This window comes from Bacillus cereus group sp. MG9, assembly GCF_040459995.1.
Lineage (GTDB): Bacteria > Bacillota > Bacilli > Bacillales > Bacillaceae_G > Bacillus_A > Bacillus_A mycoides.
In genome coordinates this window covers 3,288,224-3,304,911 of record NZ_JARVHC010000001.1, presented here as the reverse complement: position 1 = coordinate 3,304,911, position 16,688 = coordinate 3,288,224, and the positions used below count along the sequence as shown (strand labels likewise).

The following is a 16,688-nucleotide window of genomic DNA, read 5'->3' as shown; positions in this document are numbered from 1 at the left end:
AAGAGCTAAAACAGAGAAACCTGTTTTAGCTCTTTTTCATTAACAATTGATTTGCGTATTGGCGTGCCCATTGATCAGCTTCTAATATATCATCGAGTGAAGGATCTTTTACGTTATGATGAGCTTCAACTGTATTGTAAATTGTTTTTTCGATATCGAAAAATGCAATTTCATTTTTAAGAAATAGTGCATTTGCAATTTCGTTCGCTGCATTTAATACGGCTGGAGTTGTACCTCCAATTTTTCCACATTCAAATGCATATTGTAGACAGGGGAACTTCTCTAAATTTGGTTTTTCAAAATGCAAACTACCAATTTCTAATAAATTTAATCTTTCATAGGATGAAGGTAGTCGAGTAGGGTAGTGAAACGCATATTGAATCGGCATTCTCATATCAGGAGCACCGAGCTGTGCCATGACTGATCCATCAATAAATTCCACTAAAGAGTGGATGATACTTTCTTTATGAATCATAACATCAATTTTTTCATAAGGAATATCGAATAGCCACTTAGCTTCCATCACTTCAAACCCTTTATTCATTAACGTGGCAGAATCTATCGTTAGTTTTGCGCCCATTAACCAGTTTGGGTGTTTTAAAGCATCCTTCGCTTGTAATGTTTTCATTTCTTCACGTGTTTTATCACGAAAAGCGCCGCCAGAAGCTGTAACAATTAATTTTTCGATTTCCTTATTATTTTCCCCATTTAAACATTGGAAAATGGCTGAATGTTCACTATCAACTGGAATTAGGCGGCATCCGTTTTGTTTCGCTAGTTCGGTGACAATATGTCCAGCTGCAACTAAAGTTTCTTTGTTAGCGATAGCGATATCTTTCTTCGCCTTTAATGCTTCAATTGTTGGGAGTAAACCTGAAACACCGACAACTGAACTTAATACAAGATTTGTATCAGGATGGGTAGATACTTCAAGTAAACCATCAGTTCCATATGTAATTTTTGTATTTGTTGAAATACGAGAACGTAATGTATCCGCTAATTCTTTTGTCGCTACGCTTACAATACGAGGCTGAAACGATTCGATTTGTTTTTCGAGAAGATCGATATTATAATTCGCGGTTAAACCGACGATTTTAAAATGTTCAGGATGAGCGGAAACGACATCTAATGCAGATGTGCCAATGGATCCTGTTGAACCTAAAATGGATATATATTTTACCATGAAAAAACCTCCAAAGTTGTTTCAAGTATTTCTGCAAACCTATATATTATTAGACAATCAAGGTGGAAATTCCTGCTATATAAAACAGAAAATTAGGGTTTAATTGGAAAGGGAATGTGATAAACTGTAAAAAACGAAAAAGCAATGAAAGAGAAGAGTACATGTTCAAAACTTTTCAGAGAGCTGATATGTGGTGGGAATCAGTAAGGGATGAATATGGAATGGGCTCTGGAGCTTCTAACTGAAATGAGTAGGTAAAGACGGTTACTTCACGTTATCGAAGTATGAAGTGAGCTAATGATAGCTAATAAAGGTGGTACCGCGGGAGTCTCTCGTCCTTTTTTAAGGATGAGAGGCTCTTTTTGTTTTTTATTTTGAGAAAGGAGGAGTTAGTATGAGTGGGAAAATAATGTTAACAGGAATTAAGCCGACAGGTTATCCGCATTTAGGAAATTATATTGGTGCAATTAAACCTGCATTGCAAATGTCAAAAAATAATGAGGGAAAAGCATTGTACTTTATAGCTGATTATCATGCGTTAAATGCTGTGCATGATCCAGCAAAGTTCAGTAGTTATACGAAAGAGGTAGCAGCTACTTGGTTATCACTTGGACTTAGCGAAGACGTTATTTTTTACCGACAAACGGAAGTGCCGGAAATTCTAGAATTAGCTTGGATATTAGCTTGTCTAACTCCGAAAGGGCTTATGAACCGTGCCCATGCGTATAAAGCGAAGGTAGAGCAAAATAAAGAAGCGGGATTAGAAATTGATGCAGGTGTGAATATGGGATTATATACGTATCCGATTTTAATGGCAGCTGACATATTACTATTTCAAGCTACTCATGTACCAGTTGGAAAAGACCAAATTCAGCATATTGAAATTGCGCGTGATATTGCGACGTATTTTAATCATACATTCGGCACGACATTTACACTTCCGGAGTATGTCATACAAGAAGAAGGTGCAATATTACCTGGTCTTGATGGAAGAAAAATGAGTAAAAGTTACGGAAATGTGATCCCGTTATTTGCAGAGCAAGAAAAGCTACGAAAGTTAATATTTAAAATCAAAACCGATTCTTCACTTCCAAATGAACTGAAAGAGCTAGAAACGTTATTTACGATATATAAAGAATTTGCGGCAGAAGATGAAATGCAGTCAATGCGTGAAAAGTATGAAACTGGCATTGGATGGGGCGATGTGAAAAAAGAGTTGTTTCGCGTTGTAGACCGTGAATTAGCCGGACCTCGTGAGAAATATGAGATGTATATGAATGAGCCACATTTATTATATGAAGCGTTAGAGAGAGGTGCTGAGAGGGCACGAGCTATCGCAAAGGTAAATTTAGCGGAAATAAAAAAACGAATTGGATTTGAGAGGGAACGCTGAGTGTTCCCTTATTTTCCGATATAAATTTTAATTATTTCTTCGTCATTTCGTTAGGTGAAGTAAGGAGTTCACATTTCCTTTCAAAACTTATTAGTTGCACATATTAAAAAATATGCTAATATAGGGATACTTATTAAATGTGTTTAATAAGTATAATTAAAGTCACTTATTAAAGTTGTTTAATAAGTGTAATTCATTCTATAACGAGGGAGATGATTGGATGAAAACAGAGAAAGAAAAGATGTTAGCGGGAGAAATGTATATTGCGGATGACGAAGAATTAGTGGCTGATAGGGTGGAGGCAAAACGTTTAACACGCCTTTATAACGAGGTGATGGAGACAGGAGATGAACAACGTTTTACGTTATTAAATCAGCTTTTAGGTTCTTCAGTTGATGGGAAAGCCCAAATTAATCCTGATTTTCGTTGTGATTACGGCTACAATATCCATGTTGGAAAGAGCTTTTTCGCAAATTTTAATTGTGTGATTTTGGACGTTTGTGAAGTACGAATCGGTGATAATTGTATGTTTGCACCTGGTGTACACATTTATACTGCTACGCATCCGTTGCATCCGGTAGAGCGGAACTCTGGCAAAGAATATGGAAAGCCGGTAAAGATAGGTAACAATGTTTGGGTTGGCGGGGGAGCTATAATTAACCCTGGTATTTCAATTGGAGACAACGCTGTAATTGCTTCAGGGGCAGTTGTGACAAAAGATGTACCTCATAATGTAGTAGTTGGTGGTAATCCAGCTAAAGTTATTAAAACGATAGACGAATAAAGGGCGTTTTCACTAGTTCGTAAATTATCGTATAGACAATGTGAAAGGTGTTTCATATGGAGAAATATAGTGCGGACAATCATACAAAGACATTACGTGCCTCTCGAAATGCTCTTTTTCTCTTATTTGCTTTGCCAGGTGTCGCGTTTGCTACATGGATTTCAAGAACAGCAGCTACTCGAGATATGTTAGCAGTGTCAAATGCAGAAATGGGCTGGGTTTTATTCGGACTATCTGTCGGTTCAATAATTGGTTTACTGAGTGCAAGCCGCTTCATTGACTGTAAGGGAGCTAGAGACGTTATTATAGGCAGTATGTTTTTTATGATTGTTGGATTGATTTGTTTAGGTATAAATATTTATTTTGTTTCTAGTATGGGGGCTTTTAGTAGCTTACTAGTATTTGGAGTAGGCTACGGATTGGCGGAAGTCGCATTGAATGTAGAAGGTTCTTCCATTGAGCAGAAATTAGGAACAACTCTTCTTCCGAAATTCCATGGCTTTTTTAGTGTAGGAACTTTAGTAGGCGCGCTCAGTGGTTCTGTCGCAGCGTCGCTTCACATCCCGATTCTGTATCAGTTTCTTGCGATTTCGGTCGTGTTTGTATTACTTGTATGTATGGTGTATCGTTTTCTTCCGCATGGAACAGGAAAGAAGGAGAAATCGCGGAACAAAAGGAGAGAGAAGCATACGACCTTACGTGTGGAAAAAAAGGTGCTTTTAATTGGTCTTTTTGTACTCGGAATGGCATTTGCAGAAGGTAGTGCAAATGATTGGCTACCTATCGTGATGGTAGATGGACACGAGCAAAGTATAGTGGCAGGTTCTATTATGTACACAATTTTTGTATTAGCAATGACGTTAACTCGTATGTGTAGCAGCTATTTCCTTGATCGATTCGGTCGTGTCGCTGTCGTACGTGCCACCATTATGATGGCGATTCTAGGAATTTCAATCGTAATATTTGGGAGTAATTCGTATTTTCTAGCATTTGGTGTAGTACTGTGGGGGATTGGTGCAGCGCTAGGGTTCCCAATTGGTCTGTCAGCTGCTGGAGATGACCGTGAAAATGCGACTTCTAATGTTGCTGCAGTTTCTATCATTGGTTATACAGCCTTTTTAGTCGGACCGCCATTTTTAGGGATACTTGGGGAAGCATTCGGAATACGTAATGCCTTGCTAGCTGTTTTATTATTTGTTCTTTTGTCTGGAATTGTATCGTCTATTACGAGAGAGAATACATCGAGTTAAATAAGAATGGCATGCAGCGGAAATATATCATCTCTATTGCTTTAGAAAATGATGTATGATATATTGTCAACGCAACTTATTAAAAGAGTTTAATAAGTATGTTGATTAAGGTGGTGAGCGATTTGAGTGAACAATTTGTTACTCAAAAATCGATTAAAGAGACGATCCTTCGCGGCATTCGTACAGCTCTTCTAGAGCAAGGAAGTGCGACGAAAGTTGAGCTTAGTAATACATTAGAAATTAGTTTTCCAACGATAAGTAAATTTATAGAAAATATGAAACAAGACGGTGAAGTCACTTTAGTCGGTTTAGATGATTCAAGTGGCGGAAGAAGAGCGAAACGATATGCGTATAATCCGGAATATATGTTAGGTTTAGCGATATTTTTAGAAAAAAATGAGACAAACTATACAATTTTCAACTGTTTAGGGGAAGTAAAAGAACAAGGAAGTACTTCAAGTGTATTGATGGATACGGGCGTACATTTATTAACAGAACATATAGAAAGTCTTATAGCTACATTTCCGAAAATCAGCTCTATATCAATTGGTGTGCCTGGTTCGGTTGATAATGGTCGTATTTTCTATATTCCTGGTTATGAAAAGTTCCAAAACTTTAATTTAAAAAGTCACTTGGAGGATCTGTTTTCAATACCTGTAGTAATAGAAAACGATATGAATGCAGCAGTGCTTGGTTATTATAAAAGCACTGGAAATAACGACAATTCATCTCTTGTGTATTTGTATTCAGGTCAAAATGGCCCAGGGGCAGGGATTATGATAAATGGAGATGTAGTGCGAGGAAGCACCTTTTTCTCAGGAGAGATATCTTTCGTTCCGCAGTACGATAATAAAAATTTCTTACAAGCTTTAAGAAGTGGAGACGAAGTTAACGATGCAAATAATCCAGAGAAATATAATATAGATGCTATTACTCGTTTAATAGCTACATGTATAGCTATTATTAACCCGCATGCGTTTATCTTCTGTGATGATGAAGTGAATCAATTCGTAATAGAGCAAATTGTAAAAAGTTGTCCGCAGTACATTCCAGAAGAACATATTCCGAAAATAACAGTGAGTAATTGGAAAGAAGATTATTTATTTGGGTTAAAAAGCCTTGGGCTTGATCTTATGATTACTAGAACAAATAAAGAAAATTAAATGTGCTGGCAATGAAGCATCCAATTGTCGGTTGAATAACATAAAAGAAAAGGTGTCGATTATGAAAATTGAACATGTAGCAATTTGGGTGAATGATTTAGAAGGAATGCGTGATTTCTATAAACAGTACTTTAATGGTGAAGAAAATAGCTTATATCACAATCCGAAAAAGCAGTTTGAATCTTATTTCATAACTTTTGAAGGTGGTGCGCGTCTAGAACTTATGAGGCAAGTAGGGATAGACGATAATACACAAACACAAACAATAGGATATGCGCATATTGCTTTTTCTGTAGGTAGTAAAGAAAAAGTGAATGAATTAACTAATACATTAAGAGAAGCAGGATACCCTGTGTTAAACGGCCCACGTACTACAGGGGATGGTTACTATGAAAGTGTAGTAAGTGATCCTGAAGGAAACCAGATTGAGATAACAATCTAACTATTAAGGTAATAATTAGGATTTACAGTGAAATAAAACAACCTCATTTCTCGTTATAATAACGGGAAATGAGGTTGTTTTAATATGTAATGTTTTTAATTGGAGCGCTGAAACGCCTTAATAATTCTCTCAATAACAGGAGGGAGATTACTAGGTAATTCATCAAGTGAAAAGAAGCGCAGTTCTTTCGATTCCGTTTGATCGCATACAAGCTCACCGTGGAATTCTCGGCAAATATAAACAACGAGTACACCATGTACTTGATCACCGTTTGGATAGATTTGAAAGAAATCAGGTCCTGAGTATGTACGGAATAGTTCTGGATTTTTAATGATAAGTCCAGTTTCTTCATATACTTCTCGTTGTAAAGCGTCTTCTAACGTTTCGTTATATTCTAAGGCGCCACCAATAATGCCCCAGCGATTAAAATCTGTACGGAGCTGCAGTAATATTTCATTTTTCTCATTTAATATAATGGCGTGTGATCCGATTAAAATGAGTGGATGATTTCCTACTAGATTTCTCATGTCTTCAATATAGCCCATATGTCTTCTCCTTATATTTAATAATAATTAGGCAGTTCTTTTAACATTTTTTCTGTTTTACGTGCTGTAAATGCTAAGTTATGATCATCTTTTGTTCTAAAAAATAATGTGCGTAAAAAGATTTTAATGTTTGCGCATAAAATACAATACTCATTAAGGGAAAGGCGTTTTCTAATTTGAGGAAGCCTTTTTATTTTTTTATAAATAATTGAAATTAACTCATCTTGCGGGAAGTCATGATATAGCATAGATAGTAACGGTGTAACAATTCGTTCATCTTCATTATTATGAAAAAGATCCGATGGGATGAAAATTTTATTTAATAAACAATGAATTAATTCCTCGTACCATTCAAAGGTCGTATAGGAATTGTGAACAATTTCAGAAAAGGCATCAGATACGTGGGCAAGACAATGAGCCCATCCTTTATTTTCAATATAGCCTCGAAAATCCATTTCTAAGTTTGTGTATGTAATGAGTTTGTTTTTTATTTCTTCGATATCCTCCTCTGTAAAAAAGTAGTGCGAGTTAGCGAATTGGAGTATTAATGCAATTAACGAAACAGTATAAGAACGTGTGAAAACCCCATCCGTAAGTGGGGAGTGGATGTCACAATATAAATACTCATCACTTAAACAAGTTTGTAGAAGTAATTTCAACTGATCATCCATAAGGAATTCATGATGAATGAAATGTGCAAAACATTTATATATAAGTTGGTAACGAACGTAACTATCAGTTGTTCCGATATACTGAAGCATATTGAGCGTTAACTCATTAATATCTATATGTTGCAGTTGCGTATAGTCATTTTGTTGTATAAGCTCTAACTGTTGTTGCAATGCTGTAATATCCAATGGAGAACCTCCTCCGCACTTTAAAGATGCGATGTTTTCTAGTATTCTATATATTCAAGGACAATCCTGCTCATGCAAGGAGAACAAGTAGAAATTCGAGTATGACATAGATGAGGGAAGTATATGATGACTATAGAACAGTTAGAAAAACATTTTAAAATAAGAAGAAATGCTTCTTCTATAATGATAAAAGAAAATGATGCAGAGGTTTTTACAGAAGCGCAATTAGAAGAGATAATGCAATATTGCGTTGCTGAAGCTGAAAAAGATGGAATAGAAGAATTGCAATTTGAGATTTCTTCAAAAAGCCCAAATTATGATGTGTATAAGAAATATTTCGAAACGTATTCATTTGAATATATTACTGAAAACATGATTGTATTTAAGGATATATATGAAGTAGAAGATATAGAAAGTGAAATTGATTTTAAGCTTATTGAAGAGATAGGCGAAGCTGCTTTTTATTCACTGTGGAATGAAGTGACGGGAGAACAAATCGATTTTGATCAATTTGTAAATACGATGCTACAAGAAATAGGTGGGCAATGGAAAGAACATTGTTTAACAGCGATTGCAAATGAAGAGCCAATAGGAATTGTAATCCCGCATATTGAAAGAGGTACGTTAGAAGAAGGAAAACTTATGTATTTCGCAGTCGCTCCAAATATGCGAAATAAAGGGTATGAAGCAGCATTCTTTACAGGGGCAATGTTTGTCTTAAAAGAAATAGGTGCATCTTATTATATTGGCGAGACAAATGTACAAAACGAGTGGATGAAGGATGTCTTTGAAAAGAACGGATGTCAGCAGCTGAGCTCTACTGAGCGATATGTGAGAAGGTTTTAGAAGGATGGATGGCTTACTCTCTCGAACTCATTTAGCGGGAATCCGTGTACAACTTATGAACAAATAAAAGAACTTTTTGCATGTTTGTAAGATAAAAAGAAAAATCGAAACGACAAAGTAAGCTTTCCTATAATACAATAGAGAAGGATTAGACTATACGAAGAAAGCGTTGGTGAAAGTATGAAGCAACAAAGAAATTGGCTACAAGCAACTGTAGAACGAAATGAAGATAATACATTACATATAAAGTGGGAAAATAATATAGAAGAAGTTCGTATTTATTGGAGTACTTCACCAGATCATATTGAAGAAAATGGAGAATTACTTGTAACAGTAAGTGGGGATTCAGCATGTACAATTGAAAACCCGAGTGAAAATGAGCGTCCATATTTTAGGTTAGTAGGAAGTAATGGACAAGCAGTGACAGTAGCTGAGCGTAGATTACCATTACAAGGTGCGTTTAACTTCCGTGATATGGGAGGATATGAAACGACTGAAGGCCGTAAAGTAAAATGGGGTAAATTGTATCGTTCTGAAGAATTAGCAGGATTAACAGAATGGGATATCGAGTATTTACAGAAGTCTAGCTTAAAATTAATTTGTGACTACCGTACAGATTTTGAAGTGAAGCATAAGCCGAACCCAAGTGTTACAGGTGCTCGTCAAGTGTGCTTACCAGTTATGCAAGACTTGGCGAAAGACTTGAATATAAATGAATTTTTCCAAGTTGGTGACCTTTCTATGTTAGGGAAACCAGGCGAGTATCTTGTGAAAATGAATCAAGATTTCGTAAGTGGTAATGAAGCATTCGTGAGCTTCTTAAAACTGGCGCAAAACCCGGAAAACTTACCGTTAGTAAACCACTGTACAGCTGGAAAAGACCGTACAGGATTTGGCTCAGCATTATTATTACTTTTACTAGGTGTACCGGAAAAAACAGTAATGGAAGACTACTTACTAAGTAACGGTTTCCGTGAAAAGTTAAATGAAAAAATGATGGCCTTTTTAGGTGCGAAATTACAGAACGACGAAAGTAGAGCAATATTAGGTGCAATGTTTGAAGCACGTGCTGAGTATTTACAAGCTGCGATTGATGAAGTTAAAAAGCAATATGGATCAGTGGAAGCATACGCTGAAAAAGCTCTTGGCTTTACGAAAGAATCGTTAGAGGAAATGAAAGTGTTATTGCTAGAAGATAAATAAGAAGAAGGGAGGCTGATTGGATTAGCCTCCTTTTATTATTGTTGCTATAATTAAGCTATGAGAATATAGGAATTGAGGCGAACATCATGAAATACAAAGTAATACTATTCGACGTAGACGATACATTATTAGATTTCCCTGAAACAGAAAGAAACGCATTACATAACGCGTTTGTACAATTTGGCATGCCTACAGGATATAATGATTATCTTGCAAGTTATAAAGAGATTAGTAATGGATTATGGAGAGATTTAGAGAATAAAATGATTACGCTAAGTGAATTAGCGGTAGATCGATTTAGACAATTATTTGCTCTTCATAATATAGAAGTAGACGCGCAGCATTTTAGTGACGTATACCTTGAAAACTTAGGAAAAGAAGTACATCTTATAGATGGTGCAGTGCAATTATGTGAGAACCTTCAAGATTGCAAGTTAGGTATCATTACGAATGGATATACAAAAGTGCAACAATCTAGAATTGGAAATTCCCCTTTATGTAACTTCTTTGATCATATTATTATTTCTGAAGAAGTCGGCCATCAAAAACCAGCGCGTGAGATTTTTGATTATGCTTTTGAGAAGTTTGGGATTACGGATAAATCAAGTGTACTAATGGTTGGAGATTCGCTAACTTCTGATATGAAAGGCGGAGAAGATTACGGTATTGATACGTGTTGGTATAATCCGAGTCTGAAAGAAAATACGGCAGGCGTTAAGCCGACCTATGAAGTGGAGAACCTGCTACAAATTTTAGAAATTGCGGAAGAAAAGGTAGTCTCATTTTAATCTTGTTAAGATTTGTCGAATATTTGATATATTGTAAGTTACGGTAGATGTATTTGAAAATCGTGCATATAATTTCATATACTAAGATATGAGACAAAAAAGATGGCACCAAGTCAAAACAATTTTACTGAAAGAAAACAGAAATAAAATTAGAACCATTTAAACAAGCTGGAATTGAAATTGAGGATTAATGTGGAGAAGGTTTTGGAAAACAGAAATAACACTAAATAATATATTTAGCTGTTTGTAATTGGTCATTACAAACAGCTAAAAAAAACGATTGCCTCTTAGGATCCAAGCAATCGTTCTTTTTATTTTTTTCGGAGATGAAATTTGTATTTTTATACCCTATCTCCATCAAGTTTAAAAAATGTTTGTTCCCCAGTAATGAAAAAAATGAATTTAATTCTCATAAATAACTGTAAAGTGTTGACACTCCCACCCCTAAAGGGGCCAGCTGACTAACGTCAGTGGGATTCTTGCTACCAAAGGCGAAGTCCATTTCTGGTATCGCTGACGTGCAAGATTGCGGTGTGCCATCACCACTCCCACAACAGACCATATAGGTTCGTGGGCTACGGTACTGTGACCATACCGTACAGATTGTTGGTTCTCACATGTTTTTACGTCTTTTGCATGACGACTTAATACATTTTACGGAGTAGAAGAATTTGCTACCCCAACCTCATATGTATTCTGTTTTCAGAGAACAGTCGTTTTAGAGTCTTTTGCATGACTATAAATAAATTATACCATGTTTTGCTATGCAAAAACGATGCTTCCATCCCACGTCTAAAGACGGACTAAAGTCCTGCGTGGGCTTTCCCGTATCGTAAATTCGGTAAAAATTTCGTTCTGGGGTAATTCAAAATCTTAAGTTAATGGGCATGAGGTGGAACCCTTTCCTTGTTTAGACCGGATATCCGCCTGTTGGCGGTGGCCAAGCACTAAATAATCTGCGAATCAGCACAATTTCTCCTAAATGGTAGGAGTTATGAGATGCAATATTCCGTAGAACACCGCCAGGGGTTTCATCAGGCCATTCCTCCAATGTTTTGTCCAATTGAACAGTTTGGGCGATCGTGCATGCCTGTTCAATCCCTTGAAGAAAATACTGAATAATCTGTTGCCACTCTTCCTCACTGCCAGGGCATTCTTCTTCAGGCCAGCTCTCTTTTACATGGGCAGGCAATGCAGGCTTCTTCCCCTGAGCGGATAATAAGAGAAAATCTTGCCAATAGGTCATGTGTTTCACTAATTGATAAATAGAATAAGGCAGTTCCTCTCTGCGTTTTCCCGCAAGCGCCACGTCTATATCCGACAAAGCATTCTTGATGGGAAGATGTCCTCGTTCTCCTCTTAACGATTTTACTAATGCCTGGCTAAACGCTTTATTTGATTGCTCCATAATAACTGACTCCCATCCTGTTTTATTTTCTAATTTGCTGATTTTATGATTCCGTCTTTTTTATATGTACTAAATAAATTATAGAAGCTTTACGACTATTAAGAGAAAGTAAAATAATGCAAGAATCACTGACTTCTTAACGTACAGGAAATCGTAGGTTTTTATTTAATTAGTACCTTAATGTACAATTGTATTAACAGATAAATCAAAGGTTCGAATGACAACATTCAGGTCTGCGTTAATGTCAGCCACTTTTGATTTTAGCTTTTCCGATCCCTCCTGAATTTTATCCAATTGATTTTATTGTGAATGAACTATGAGTTGATTATAATAATTAGAGTGAACTCTAAGTCAAGAAAAAAATAATAAAAGGATAGTTATTCTATTATGAGGGAGTTCGCGAAGCAAAAATAGCGCTACTATACTAAGGTCATTCACGTGTTATAATGCGATAATTAAATATTCATATATACATAGTTTCTCAGAGTGATGCGATGTCATGTATGAGCTGTGTAACAACTAGAGGTGAGTGAAGGATGTTAATGTTTTTATTTGAGTTAGACAAGGCTATCCCGCAGAAGGATGAGCCACGGTATGCCGCTTATGCAAATGGCTTTATTGAAGGGGATTTAACAATTCGCGCGAGTGACAGCGTATTTTTTCAGAAGTCATGTATGAAGGTCGCAGAGCTCGGCATTTATTTAGGACAGTGGATGGAACAAGTGCAACATGGGAAGAACGAACAGTTGAATTATGAAACGAGTGACCGTGAGGAAGTAATTCTCGGATTCGTATATGAAGAGGAAGATCAGTGGAGAGTTGCTTCCAGTTGGCAGCAATTTGAACTTCAAGAGCGTATATCGACTACAGTATTAGTAGAGAGCGTTCAACGTTATTTGAATGAGCTCAATAAGGAGCTGCGCGCGATAGGATATCCTGTGACGTTTGATCAGTACTTAAGAGGAGAGCGAATGATGCAGCTTTCTTATAAACGACTGTGTGATAGTAAAGCGGATACGACTTCAATAGAGGTTTACAATGGAAGCGAAGGAGTAGGCGCAGTACGGGGCTATTATAAAAATACGTTGATGAAAGTGCTAGACTTCATTCCGAAAGTCGGTAGTAATATCATTTATGAAATAAAGGATAGTAAGAACAATATTCGCGTCATTGCAAAGGATGTAAGTAGGCAGCGTCAAAGAAGGATTTTAGTAACGTACATCGATAATAATGATGCAGAGCATGAAATACTTGTATGTGACGGAAAGTTATTAGATGCAAATTTCTTATTTACTTTTACATATAAGACAGAAGAATATGTTGTTCACAAAACTTCAATTGGGCTTGGAAAATTATTACGAAACGGCTATGTAATCGCAGATTGGAATATTCGTCTTGAGGAAGATATGTATTATATCGAGATGGATGTATATGATGAGGATTATATAGCGGATCAATACTTACTGTTAGGTGTATTTCATGCGGTTTTGTATGGGTGATAAATGAAAAGTACTGGTATTCTTCATGGGAAGGATACCGGTATTTTTTATGTGGTTCTGGTGTGAAGATTGCATTTTGTCGCTTTTCTTTTTTTAGGAATTTACAGTTATAACATCTCATATTTTGTTTATAATTGTAAATAGTTATTAAAATGTATAAATGTTATTTCTTTTTTAATAAATAAAAAATATAAAAAGGAAAAATAATGCAACTTTATAACACGCTTATTCGTGTTATATATGAAAGGAGGAGGGGGATGGAAATTGAAGAAATATATAAGGTTTATATAAACGATGTGTACCGGTATTTATTTTCCCTTTCTCGTAGCCATCACGTAGCGGAGGACTTGATGCAGGAGACTTTTTATCGGGCGTATCTTTATCTAGAAGACTATGAAAACCAAAAGGTAAAATCATGGCTTTTTAAAGTGGCATATCATACGTTTATTGATTTTGTAAGGAAAGAGAAAAAAGTATCTTTTGTAGGAACGGAGGAATTAGAGACAATACAAGCAGGGGAATCTACAGAAGAGTATGTAGTCGCAAAAAATAGTTATGAAAAATTAATTCAGATTATTCATACTTTACCAGTGGTAGAGGCACAAGCTATTTTATTATGTGACGTACATCAATTAACGTACGAAGAGGGTGCTACTGTATTAGATTTAAAGGTAAATACTTATAAAAGTCACATATTTCGTGGGAGAAAGAGATTAAAAGAATTGTTAAAGGAGGAAAAGAGTCAAAATGACAAATGATAAACCTCATTCTGAACAAGATGATTATAAAGAATTGTTACAAGAAGCTCTTCATCAAAGACCAGATTCACTTCCTGATGGAAAACAGCAGCAAGTGTTGAAAATAGGTAAAAAAAGAGCTCGAATTACGAATGTGTTGATTGTATTTACTTTTTTATTACTTATTCAACCTATTTTATATATATCTACACTTTTATATTATACATTGGCACCTACAAACGCGATGGAGATACGGAATGTAGTAAATCAAACATTAAGTGTAACAGAACCTAATGTATTTATGAAAGAAAGGGACATGGAGCAAACATTGTTACCGCTTAGTTTACAATTGCATTTTGATTTGTATAAAAGGGTAGGAAAGAAAGATATTCGAATAGGAGAAGAGAAAACAGATTATTTATTAAGTAGAGCAACGAAAGTAAGCCGTGAATATACAACAGATGAAAAAATTCCGGAAGTCCCATATATAGATAACGAGGTATTATCTCATCCTAATAATTATAATGTGTCTTATAATAGTAGCGAGGAAGCTCAGGTATTAAAAGGTCTTCCACAAGAATCTGTTGTAGAAGCATATGTATCTTTTAGAGAATTATTAAGTGTACAAGAGGTAACGGATACGTTTCCTACTATTGATATTGTTTGGTATGCCGTGAATACAGGATTAGAGGAGAAGCAAAAGAATGATGAGGGTCAGTATGTTGCCCCAATCGGTTTTCCAGCAGATATGATTTCAAGTCCAAGTGGTCCTTTTTTAAGTGACTCACCTCATGAGGAACAATTTATTGATGTGTTAAAGTCATTACGGAAGCATGAAGATTTAGCGGTGAAGCTATCTAGAGCGAAAACATTAGAGTTGTCAAAGCGTATTTCTTTCCTTGAAAAAAATGGGATAAAAACATACGGGGCAGTTGTAACTGGACCTAAAGGAGAAGTTGAAAAATTGATGAGCCATGAAAAAGTTAGAAACTTGAAAGTAGGTGAAGCGAGATTATGGAATTGGCATTCTTAAAAAAAAGAAAGAGTCATATTTATAAACAGGAAACGTGGATGGGTATTATTTCATTAATTATTGCCTTTCTAGCGTTATTGTATTTGAACATTACATTGCTTATTCAAGAAATATTTATAGGCGAAGGTTTTCGAGAAATAGTTGGAGCTGGATTGATGTGTTCAGTCGTAGGCATGCTCACAAAAAGCAAAAGTCGAAAATATGCATTGTGGGCATGTAGTTTATTTGTTTTTATGTTACTGTTTGCTGTATTTGGATTTATGTTAGGTTGGATGATAAGCTTTACGCCATAAATATGTGGAAAAGAGCGAATGTAGATTCGCTCTTTTTTAATGTGTAAAAAGTAAACTAGATAAGAGAAGAACCTATCAAATTTGAAAGGAGAGCACTATGCATCTAGGCTGTGGTTTTGTTGATATGTTTTCCGCTCACGATTCAGTATTATATATTAAACTTGGTGCTCTTTATTAATCCTCAAAAATAAAAACCTCATCAATCGTACTATGTAGTGCCCTCGCTATATCGTGAGCAAGCTGTAAGGAAGGGTTATACTTTCCTTTTTCAAGATGGCTAATCGTTTCACGACGTACACCAACCTTTTTCGCTAAATCTTCCTGCGTCATATGTACTTTGGCACGGTATTCTTTTATCTTCGTTACGAACGCCATGGTGCATCTTCCATTTCATCAACTGGTTTATCGTAAAAGAAGATAGAGAATCCGAATGTAAGAATGAGTGTGCTGAAAATAAGAGCAATATCAATCTCTTGTAGTGTAGGATTCGGAAATAACATTTCAATAAAGATAATGATAGCGGTAGTTAATAACGTAACGATAAAGGCGTTGCGGCAAGATTTATTGACGATTTGTTCAAAAAGCTCATCGTGATGAACTTTTCTATACGTCGTGAAAAAGGAGAAAAAACAAAACATAGTAAACAATCCTTTTTCATAAAAAAATCCGAGAAACCCAAAGAAACCGAGAAATCCTAAATATTTTATCCAAGTCGTTTTCATGATAGATTCTCCTTTCGATGTTAGAAATAAAGTGAAACTTTAATCAGTGGGGGGTGTTCATCCTCCGCTGATTATTAGCCTTCACCAATCGGGCGTTTACGGGCAGCAGGGCTCCCACCTAACTTCTTTGCTCCAGGCGAATTTTGAGGTGGGAGTATTACTGCCAGTTAATGCGGGATAAATCACTATATGTTATAAATATATCACATATGGAAATTCATAGTAATAATAGTTTTGCGATTTATTTCATAATAATAGTAAAAAAGGTTAAATATTCTGTAAAATAAAAAGGGAAATATCGTAAAATGGATGTAAGAAGGGGGAGGACGAAATGTTAACTGGGATAATGATCGTTATATTACTTGTAGTTATTACTGTAATTGGAACGGTGTTAATCGGGCGAAATGGTGATGCGAATTATAGTAAAGCGACAAAAGGAAATATTAAACGACTTACGATGATTTATATAATACTAGCCGTTGTTTTAATCGTTGGATTAGGAGTTTATATTTATTTTAAAGGTTAAAAAAACTGAAAAATGT

General features: G+C 35.8%; 19 protein-coding genes and 1 other annotated feature. Of the genes, 13 read left to right on the top strand and 6 right to left on the bottom strand.

Annotated elements, in window-relative coordinates; genetic code table 11:
- Positions 1-25: 25 nt before the first annotated feature.
- The gene (locus tag QCI77_RS16930; protein ID WP_061689138.1) at positions 26-1,183 is read right to left on the bottom strand and encodes a 1-deoxy-D-xylulose-5-phosphate reductoisomerase; all 1,158 of its coding nucleotides are present in this window, start codon (positions 1,181-1,183) and stop codon (positions 26-28) included.
- A 135-nt stretch (positions 1,184-1,318) separates the two neighbouring features.
- Positions 1,319-1,526: a binding site (T-box leader), on the top strand.
- Between the two features lie 51 nt (positions 1,527-1,577).
- On the opposite strand from QCI77_RS16930, the gene QCI77_RS16925 reads away from it, so the two are divergent.
- The 5 genes from QCI77_RS16925 to QCI77_RS16905 all read left to right on the top strand — a co-directional run bounded on the left by QCI77_RS16925 (position 1,578) and on the right by QCI77_RS16905 (position 6,215).
- Entirely contained in the window at positions 1,578-2,576 is a 999-nt protein-coding gene (locus QCI77_RS16925) for a tryptophan--tRNA ligase (protein WP_113770432.1), read from the top strand.
- A gap of 220 nt (positions 2,577-2,796) precedes the next feature.
- Entirely contained in the window at positions 2,797-3,360 is a 564-nt protein-coding gene (locus QCI77_RS16920; protein ID WP_113770433.1) for a maltose O-acetyltransferase, read from the top strand.
- Between the two features lie 56 nt (positions 3,361-3,416).
- The gene (locus QCI77_RS16915; protein ID WP_113770434.1) at positions 3,417-4,610 is read left to right on the top strand and encodes an MFS transporter; all 1,194 of its coding nucleotides are present in this window, start codon (positions 3,417-3,419) and stop codon (positions 4,608-4,610) included.
- 122 nt (positions 4,611-4,732) lie between these two features.
- On the top strand, positions 4,733-5,773 hold the full coding sequence (locus QCI77_RS16910) for an ROK family transcriptional regulator (protein WP_113770435.1): 1,041 nt from the start codon (positions 4,733-4,735) through the stop codon (positions 5,771-5,773).
- 61 nt (positions 5,774-5,834) lie between these two features.
- Entirely contained in the window at positions 5,835-6,215 is a 381-nt protein-coding gene (locus QCI77_RS16905) for a VOC family protein (RefSeq protein WP_113770436.1), read from the top strand.
- A 95-nt stretch (positions 6,216-6,310) separates the two neighbouring features.
- On the opposite strand, the gene QCI77_RS16900 is transcribed toward QCI77_RS16905, so the two are convergent.
- The gene (locus QCI77_RS16900) at positions 6,311-6,760 is read right to left on the bottom strand and encodes an NUDIX hydrolase (RefSeq protein ID WP_113770437.1); all 450 of its coding nucleotides are present in this window, start codon (positions 6,758-6,760) and stop codon (positions 6,311-6,313) included.
- A 17-nt stretch (positions 6,761-6,777) separates the two neighbouring features.
- Positions 6,778-7,617, bottom strand: coding sequence for a DUF2785 domain-containing protein (locus QCI77_RS16895; RefSeq protein WP_113770438.1), 840 nt, complete (start codon positions 7,615-7,617; stop codon positions 6,778-6,780).
- 123 nt (positions 7,618-7,740) lie between these two features.
- Between QCI77_RS16895 and QCI77_RS16890 the strand changes: the two genes are divergently transcribed.
- The 3 genes from QCI77_RS16890 (at position 7,741) to QCI77_RS16880 (ending at position 10,454) form a co-directional block, all read left to right on the top strand.
- The gene (locus QCI77_RS16890; protein ID WP_353825261.1) at positions 7,741-8,463 is read left to right on the top strand and encodes a GNAT family N-acetyltransferase; all 723 of its coding nucleotides are present in this window, start codon (positions 7,741-7,743) and stop codon (positions 8,461-8,463) included.
- Positions 8,464-8,643: 180 nt separating this feature from the next.
- A complete protein-coding gene (locus QCI77_RS16885) occupies positions 8,644-9,666 on the top strand; it encodes a tyrosine-protein phosphatase (RefSeq protein ID WP_113770440.1) in 1,023 nt (340 codons plus the stop codon).
- Positions 9,667-9,752: 86 nt separating this feature from the next.
- Complete coding sequence (locus tag QCI77_RS16880; RefSeq protein WP_193652975.1) at positions 9,753-10,454, top strand: YjjG family noncanonical pyrimidine nucleotidase; 702 nt, start codon at positions 9,753-9,755, stop codon at positions 10,452-10,454.
- A 910-nt stretch (positions 10,455-11,364) separates the two neighbouring features.
- Here the strand turns inward: QCI77_RS16880 and QCI77_RS16875 are convergent.
- On the bottom strand, positions 11,365-11,862 hold the full coding sequence (locus tag QCI77_RS16875; RefSeq protein ID WP_002142520.1) for a DinB family protein: 498 nt from the start codon (positions 11,860-11,862) through the stop codon (positions 11,365-11,367).
- A 536-nt stretch (positions 11,863-12,398) separates the two neighbouring features.
- On the opposite strand from QCI77_RS16875, the gene QCI77_RS16870 reads away from it, so the two are divergent.
- From QCI77_RS16870 to QCI77_RS16855, 4 genes are all read left to right on the top strand, one after another.
- Positions 12,399-13,361, top strand: coding sequence for a tubby C-terminal domain-like protein (locus QCI77_RS16870; RefSeq protein WP_113770442.1), 963 nt, complete (start codon positions 12,399-12,401; stop codon positions 13,359-13,361).
- Between the two features lie 257 nt (positions 13,362-13,618).
- On the top strand, positions 13,619-14,119 hold the full coding sequence (locus QCI77_RS16865) for a sigma-70 family RNA polymerase sigma factor (protein ID WP_002013989.1): 501 nt from the start codon (positions 13,619-13,621) through the stop codon (positions 14,117-14,119).
- Complete coding sequence (locus QCI77_RS16860; protein ID WP_012261290.1) at positions 14,109-15,131, top strand: anti-sigma factor; 1,023 nt, start codon at positions 14,109-14,111, stop codon at positions 15,129-15,131. The genes QCI77_RS16865 and QCI77_RS16860 overlap by 11 nt, the downstream gene beginning before the upstream one ends.
- Positions 15,113-15,424 carry a hypothetical protein gene (locus QCI77_RS16855; RefSeq protein WP_002128289.1) on the top strand — a complete coding sequence of 104 codons (312 nt, stop codon included), beginning with the start codon at positions 15,113-15,115 and terminating at the stop codon, positions 15,422-15,424. Before QCI77_RS16860 ends, QCI77_RS16855 begins: the two co-directional genes overlap by 19 nt.
- A 174-nt stretch (positions 15,425-15,598) precedes the next feature.
- Here the strand turns inward: QCI77_RS16855 and QCI77_RS16850 are convergent, their stop codons facing one another.
- Positions 15,599-15,799: a helix-turn-helix transcriptional regulator gene (locus QCI77_RS16850; protein WP_002084410.1), complete on the bottom strand. Its 201-nt coding sequence runs from the start codon at positions 15,797-15,799 to the stop codon at positions 15,599-15,601.
- Positions 15,787-16,146, bottom strand: a complete 360-nt coding sequence (locus QCI77_RS16845) for a DUF3796 domain-containing protein (protein WP_002084411.1) — start codon at positions 16,144-16,146, stop codon at positions 15,787-15,789. The genes QCI77_RS16850 and QCI77_RS16845 overlap by 13 nt, the downstream gene beginning before the upstream one ends.
- A gap of 331 nt (positions 16,147-16,477) precedes the next feature.
- Between QCI77_RS16845 and QCI77_RS16840 the strand changes: the two genes are divergently transcribed.
- On the top strand, positions 16,478-16,672 hold the full coding sequence (locus tag QCI77_RS16840; RefSeq protein WP_002142517.1) for a hypothetical protein: 195 nt from the start codon (positions 16,478-16,480) through the stop codon (positions 16,670-16,672).
- Positions 16,673-16,688: the final 16 nt, after the last annotated feature.

Excerpts from the sequence above, each read along its gene's own strand:
- QCI77_RS16930 (WP_061689138.1), bottom strand. The coding sequence starts at position 1,183 with ATGGTAAAATATATATCCATTTTAGGTTCAACAGGATCCATTGGCACA.
- QCI77_RS16925 (WP_113770432.1), top strand. The coding sequence starts at position 1,578 with ATGAGTGGGAAAATAATGTTAACAGGAATTAAGCCGACAGGTTATCCG.
- QCI77_RS16920 (WP_113770433.1), top strand. The coding sequence starts at position 2,797 with ATGAAAACAGAGAAAGAAAAGATGTTAGCGGGAGAAATGTATATTGCG.
- QCI77_RS16915 (WP_113770434.1), top strand. The coding sequence starts at position 3,417 with ATGGAGAAATATAGTGCGGACAATCATACAAAGACATTACGTGCCTCT.
- QCI77_RS16905 (WP_113770436.1), top strand. The coding sequence starts at position 5,835 with ATGAAAATTGAACATGTAGCAATTTGGGTGAATGATTTAGAAGGAATG.
- QCI77_RS16900 (WP_113770437.1), bottom strand. The coding sequence starts at position 6,760 with ATGGGCTATATTGAAGACATGAGAAATCTAGTAGGAAATCATCCACTC.
- QCI77_RS16890 (WP_353825261.1), top strand. The coding sequence starts at position 7,741 with ATGATGACTATAGAACAGTTAGAAAAACATTTTAAAATAAGAAGAAAT.
- QCI77_RS16885 (WP_113770440.1), top strand. The coding sequence starts at position 8,644 with ATGAAGCAACAAAGAAATTGGCTACAAGCAACTGTAGAACGAAATGAA.
- QCI77_RS16880 (WP_193652975.1), top strand. The coding sequence starts at position 9,753 with ATGAAATACAAAGTAATACTATTCGACGTAGACGATACATTATTAGAT.
- QCI77_RS16875 (WP_002142520.1), bottom strand. The coding sequence starts at position 11,862 with ATGGAGCAATCAAATAAAGCGTTTAGCCAGGCATTAGTAAAATCGTTA.
- QCI77_RS16870 (WP_113770442.1), top strand. The coding sequence starts at position 12,399 with ATGTTAATGTTTTTATTTGAGTTAGACAAGGCTATCCCGCAGAAGGAT.
- QCI77_RS16865 (WP_002013989.1), top strand. The coding sequence starts at position 13,619 with ATGGAAATTGAAGAAATATATAAGGTTTATATAAACGATGTGTACCGG.
- QCI77_RS16860 (WP_012261290.1), top strand. The coding sequence starts at position 14,109 with ATGACAAATGATAAACCTCATTCTGAACAAGATGATTATAAAGAATTG.
- QCI77_RS16855 (WP_002128289.1), top strand. The coding sequence starts at position 15,113 with ATGGAATTGGCATTCTTAAAAAAAAGAAAGAGTCATATTTATAAACAG.
- QCI77_RS16850 (WP_002084410.1), bottom strand. The coding sequence starts at position 15,799 with ATGGCGTTCGTAACGAAGATAAAAGAATACCGTGCCAAAGTACATATG.
- QCI77_RS16845 (WP_002084411.1), bottom strand. The coding sequence starts at position 16,146 with ATGAAAACGACTTGGATAAAATATTTAGGATTTCTCGGTTTCTTTGGG.
- QCI77_RS16840 (WP_002142517.1), top strand. The coding sequence starts at position 16,478 with ATGTTAACTGGGATAATGATCGTTATATTACTTGTAGTTATTACTGTA.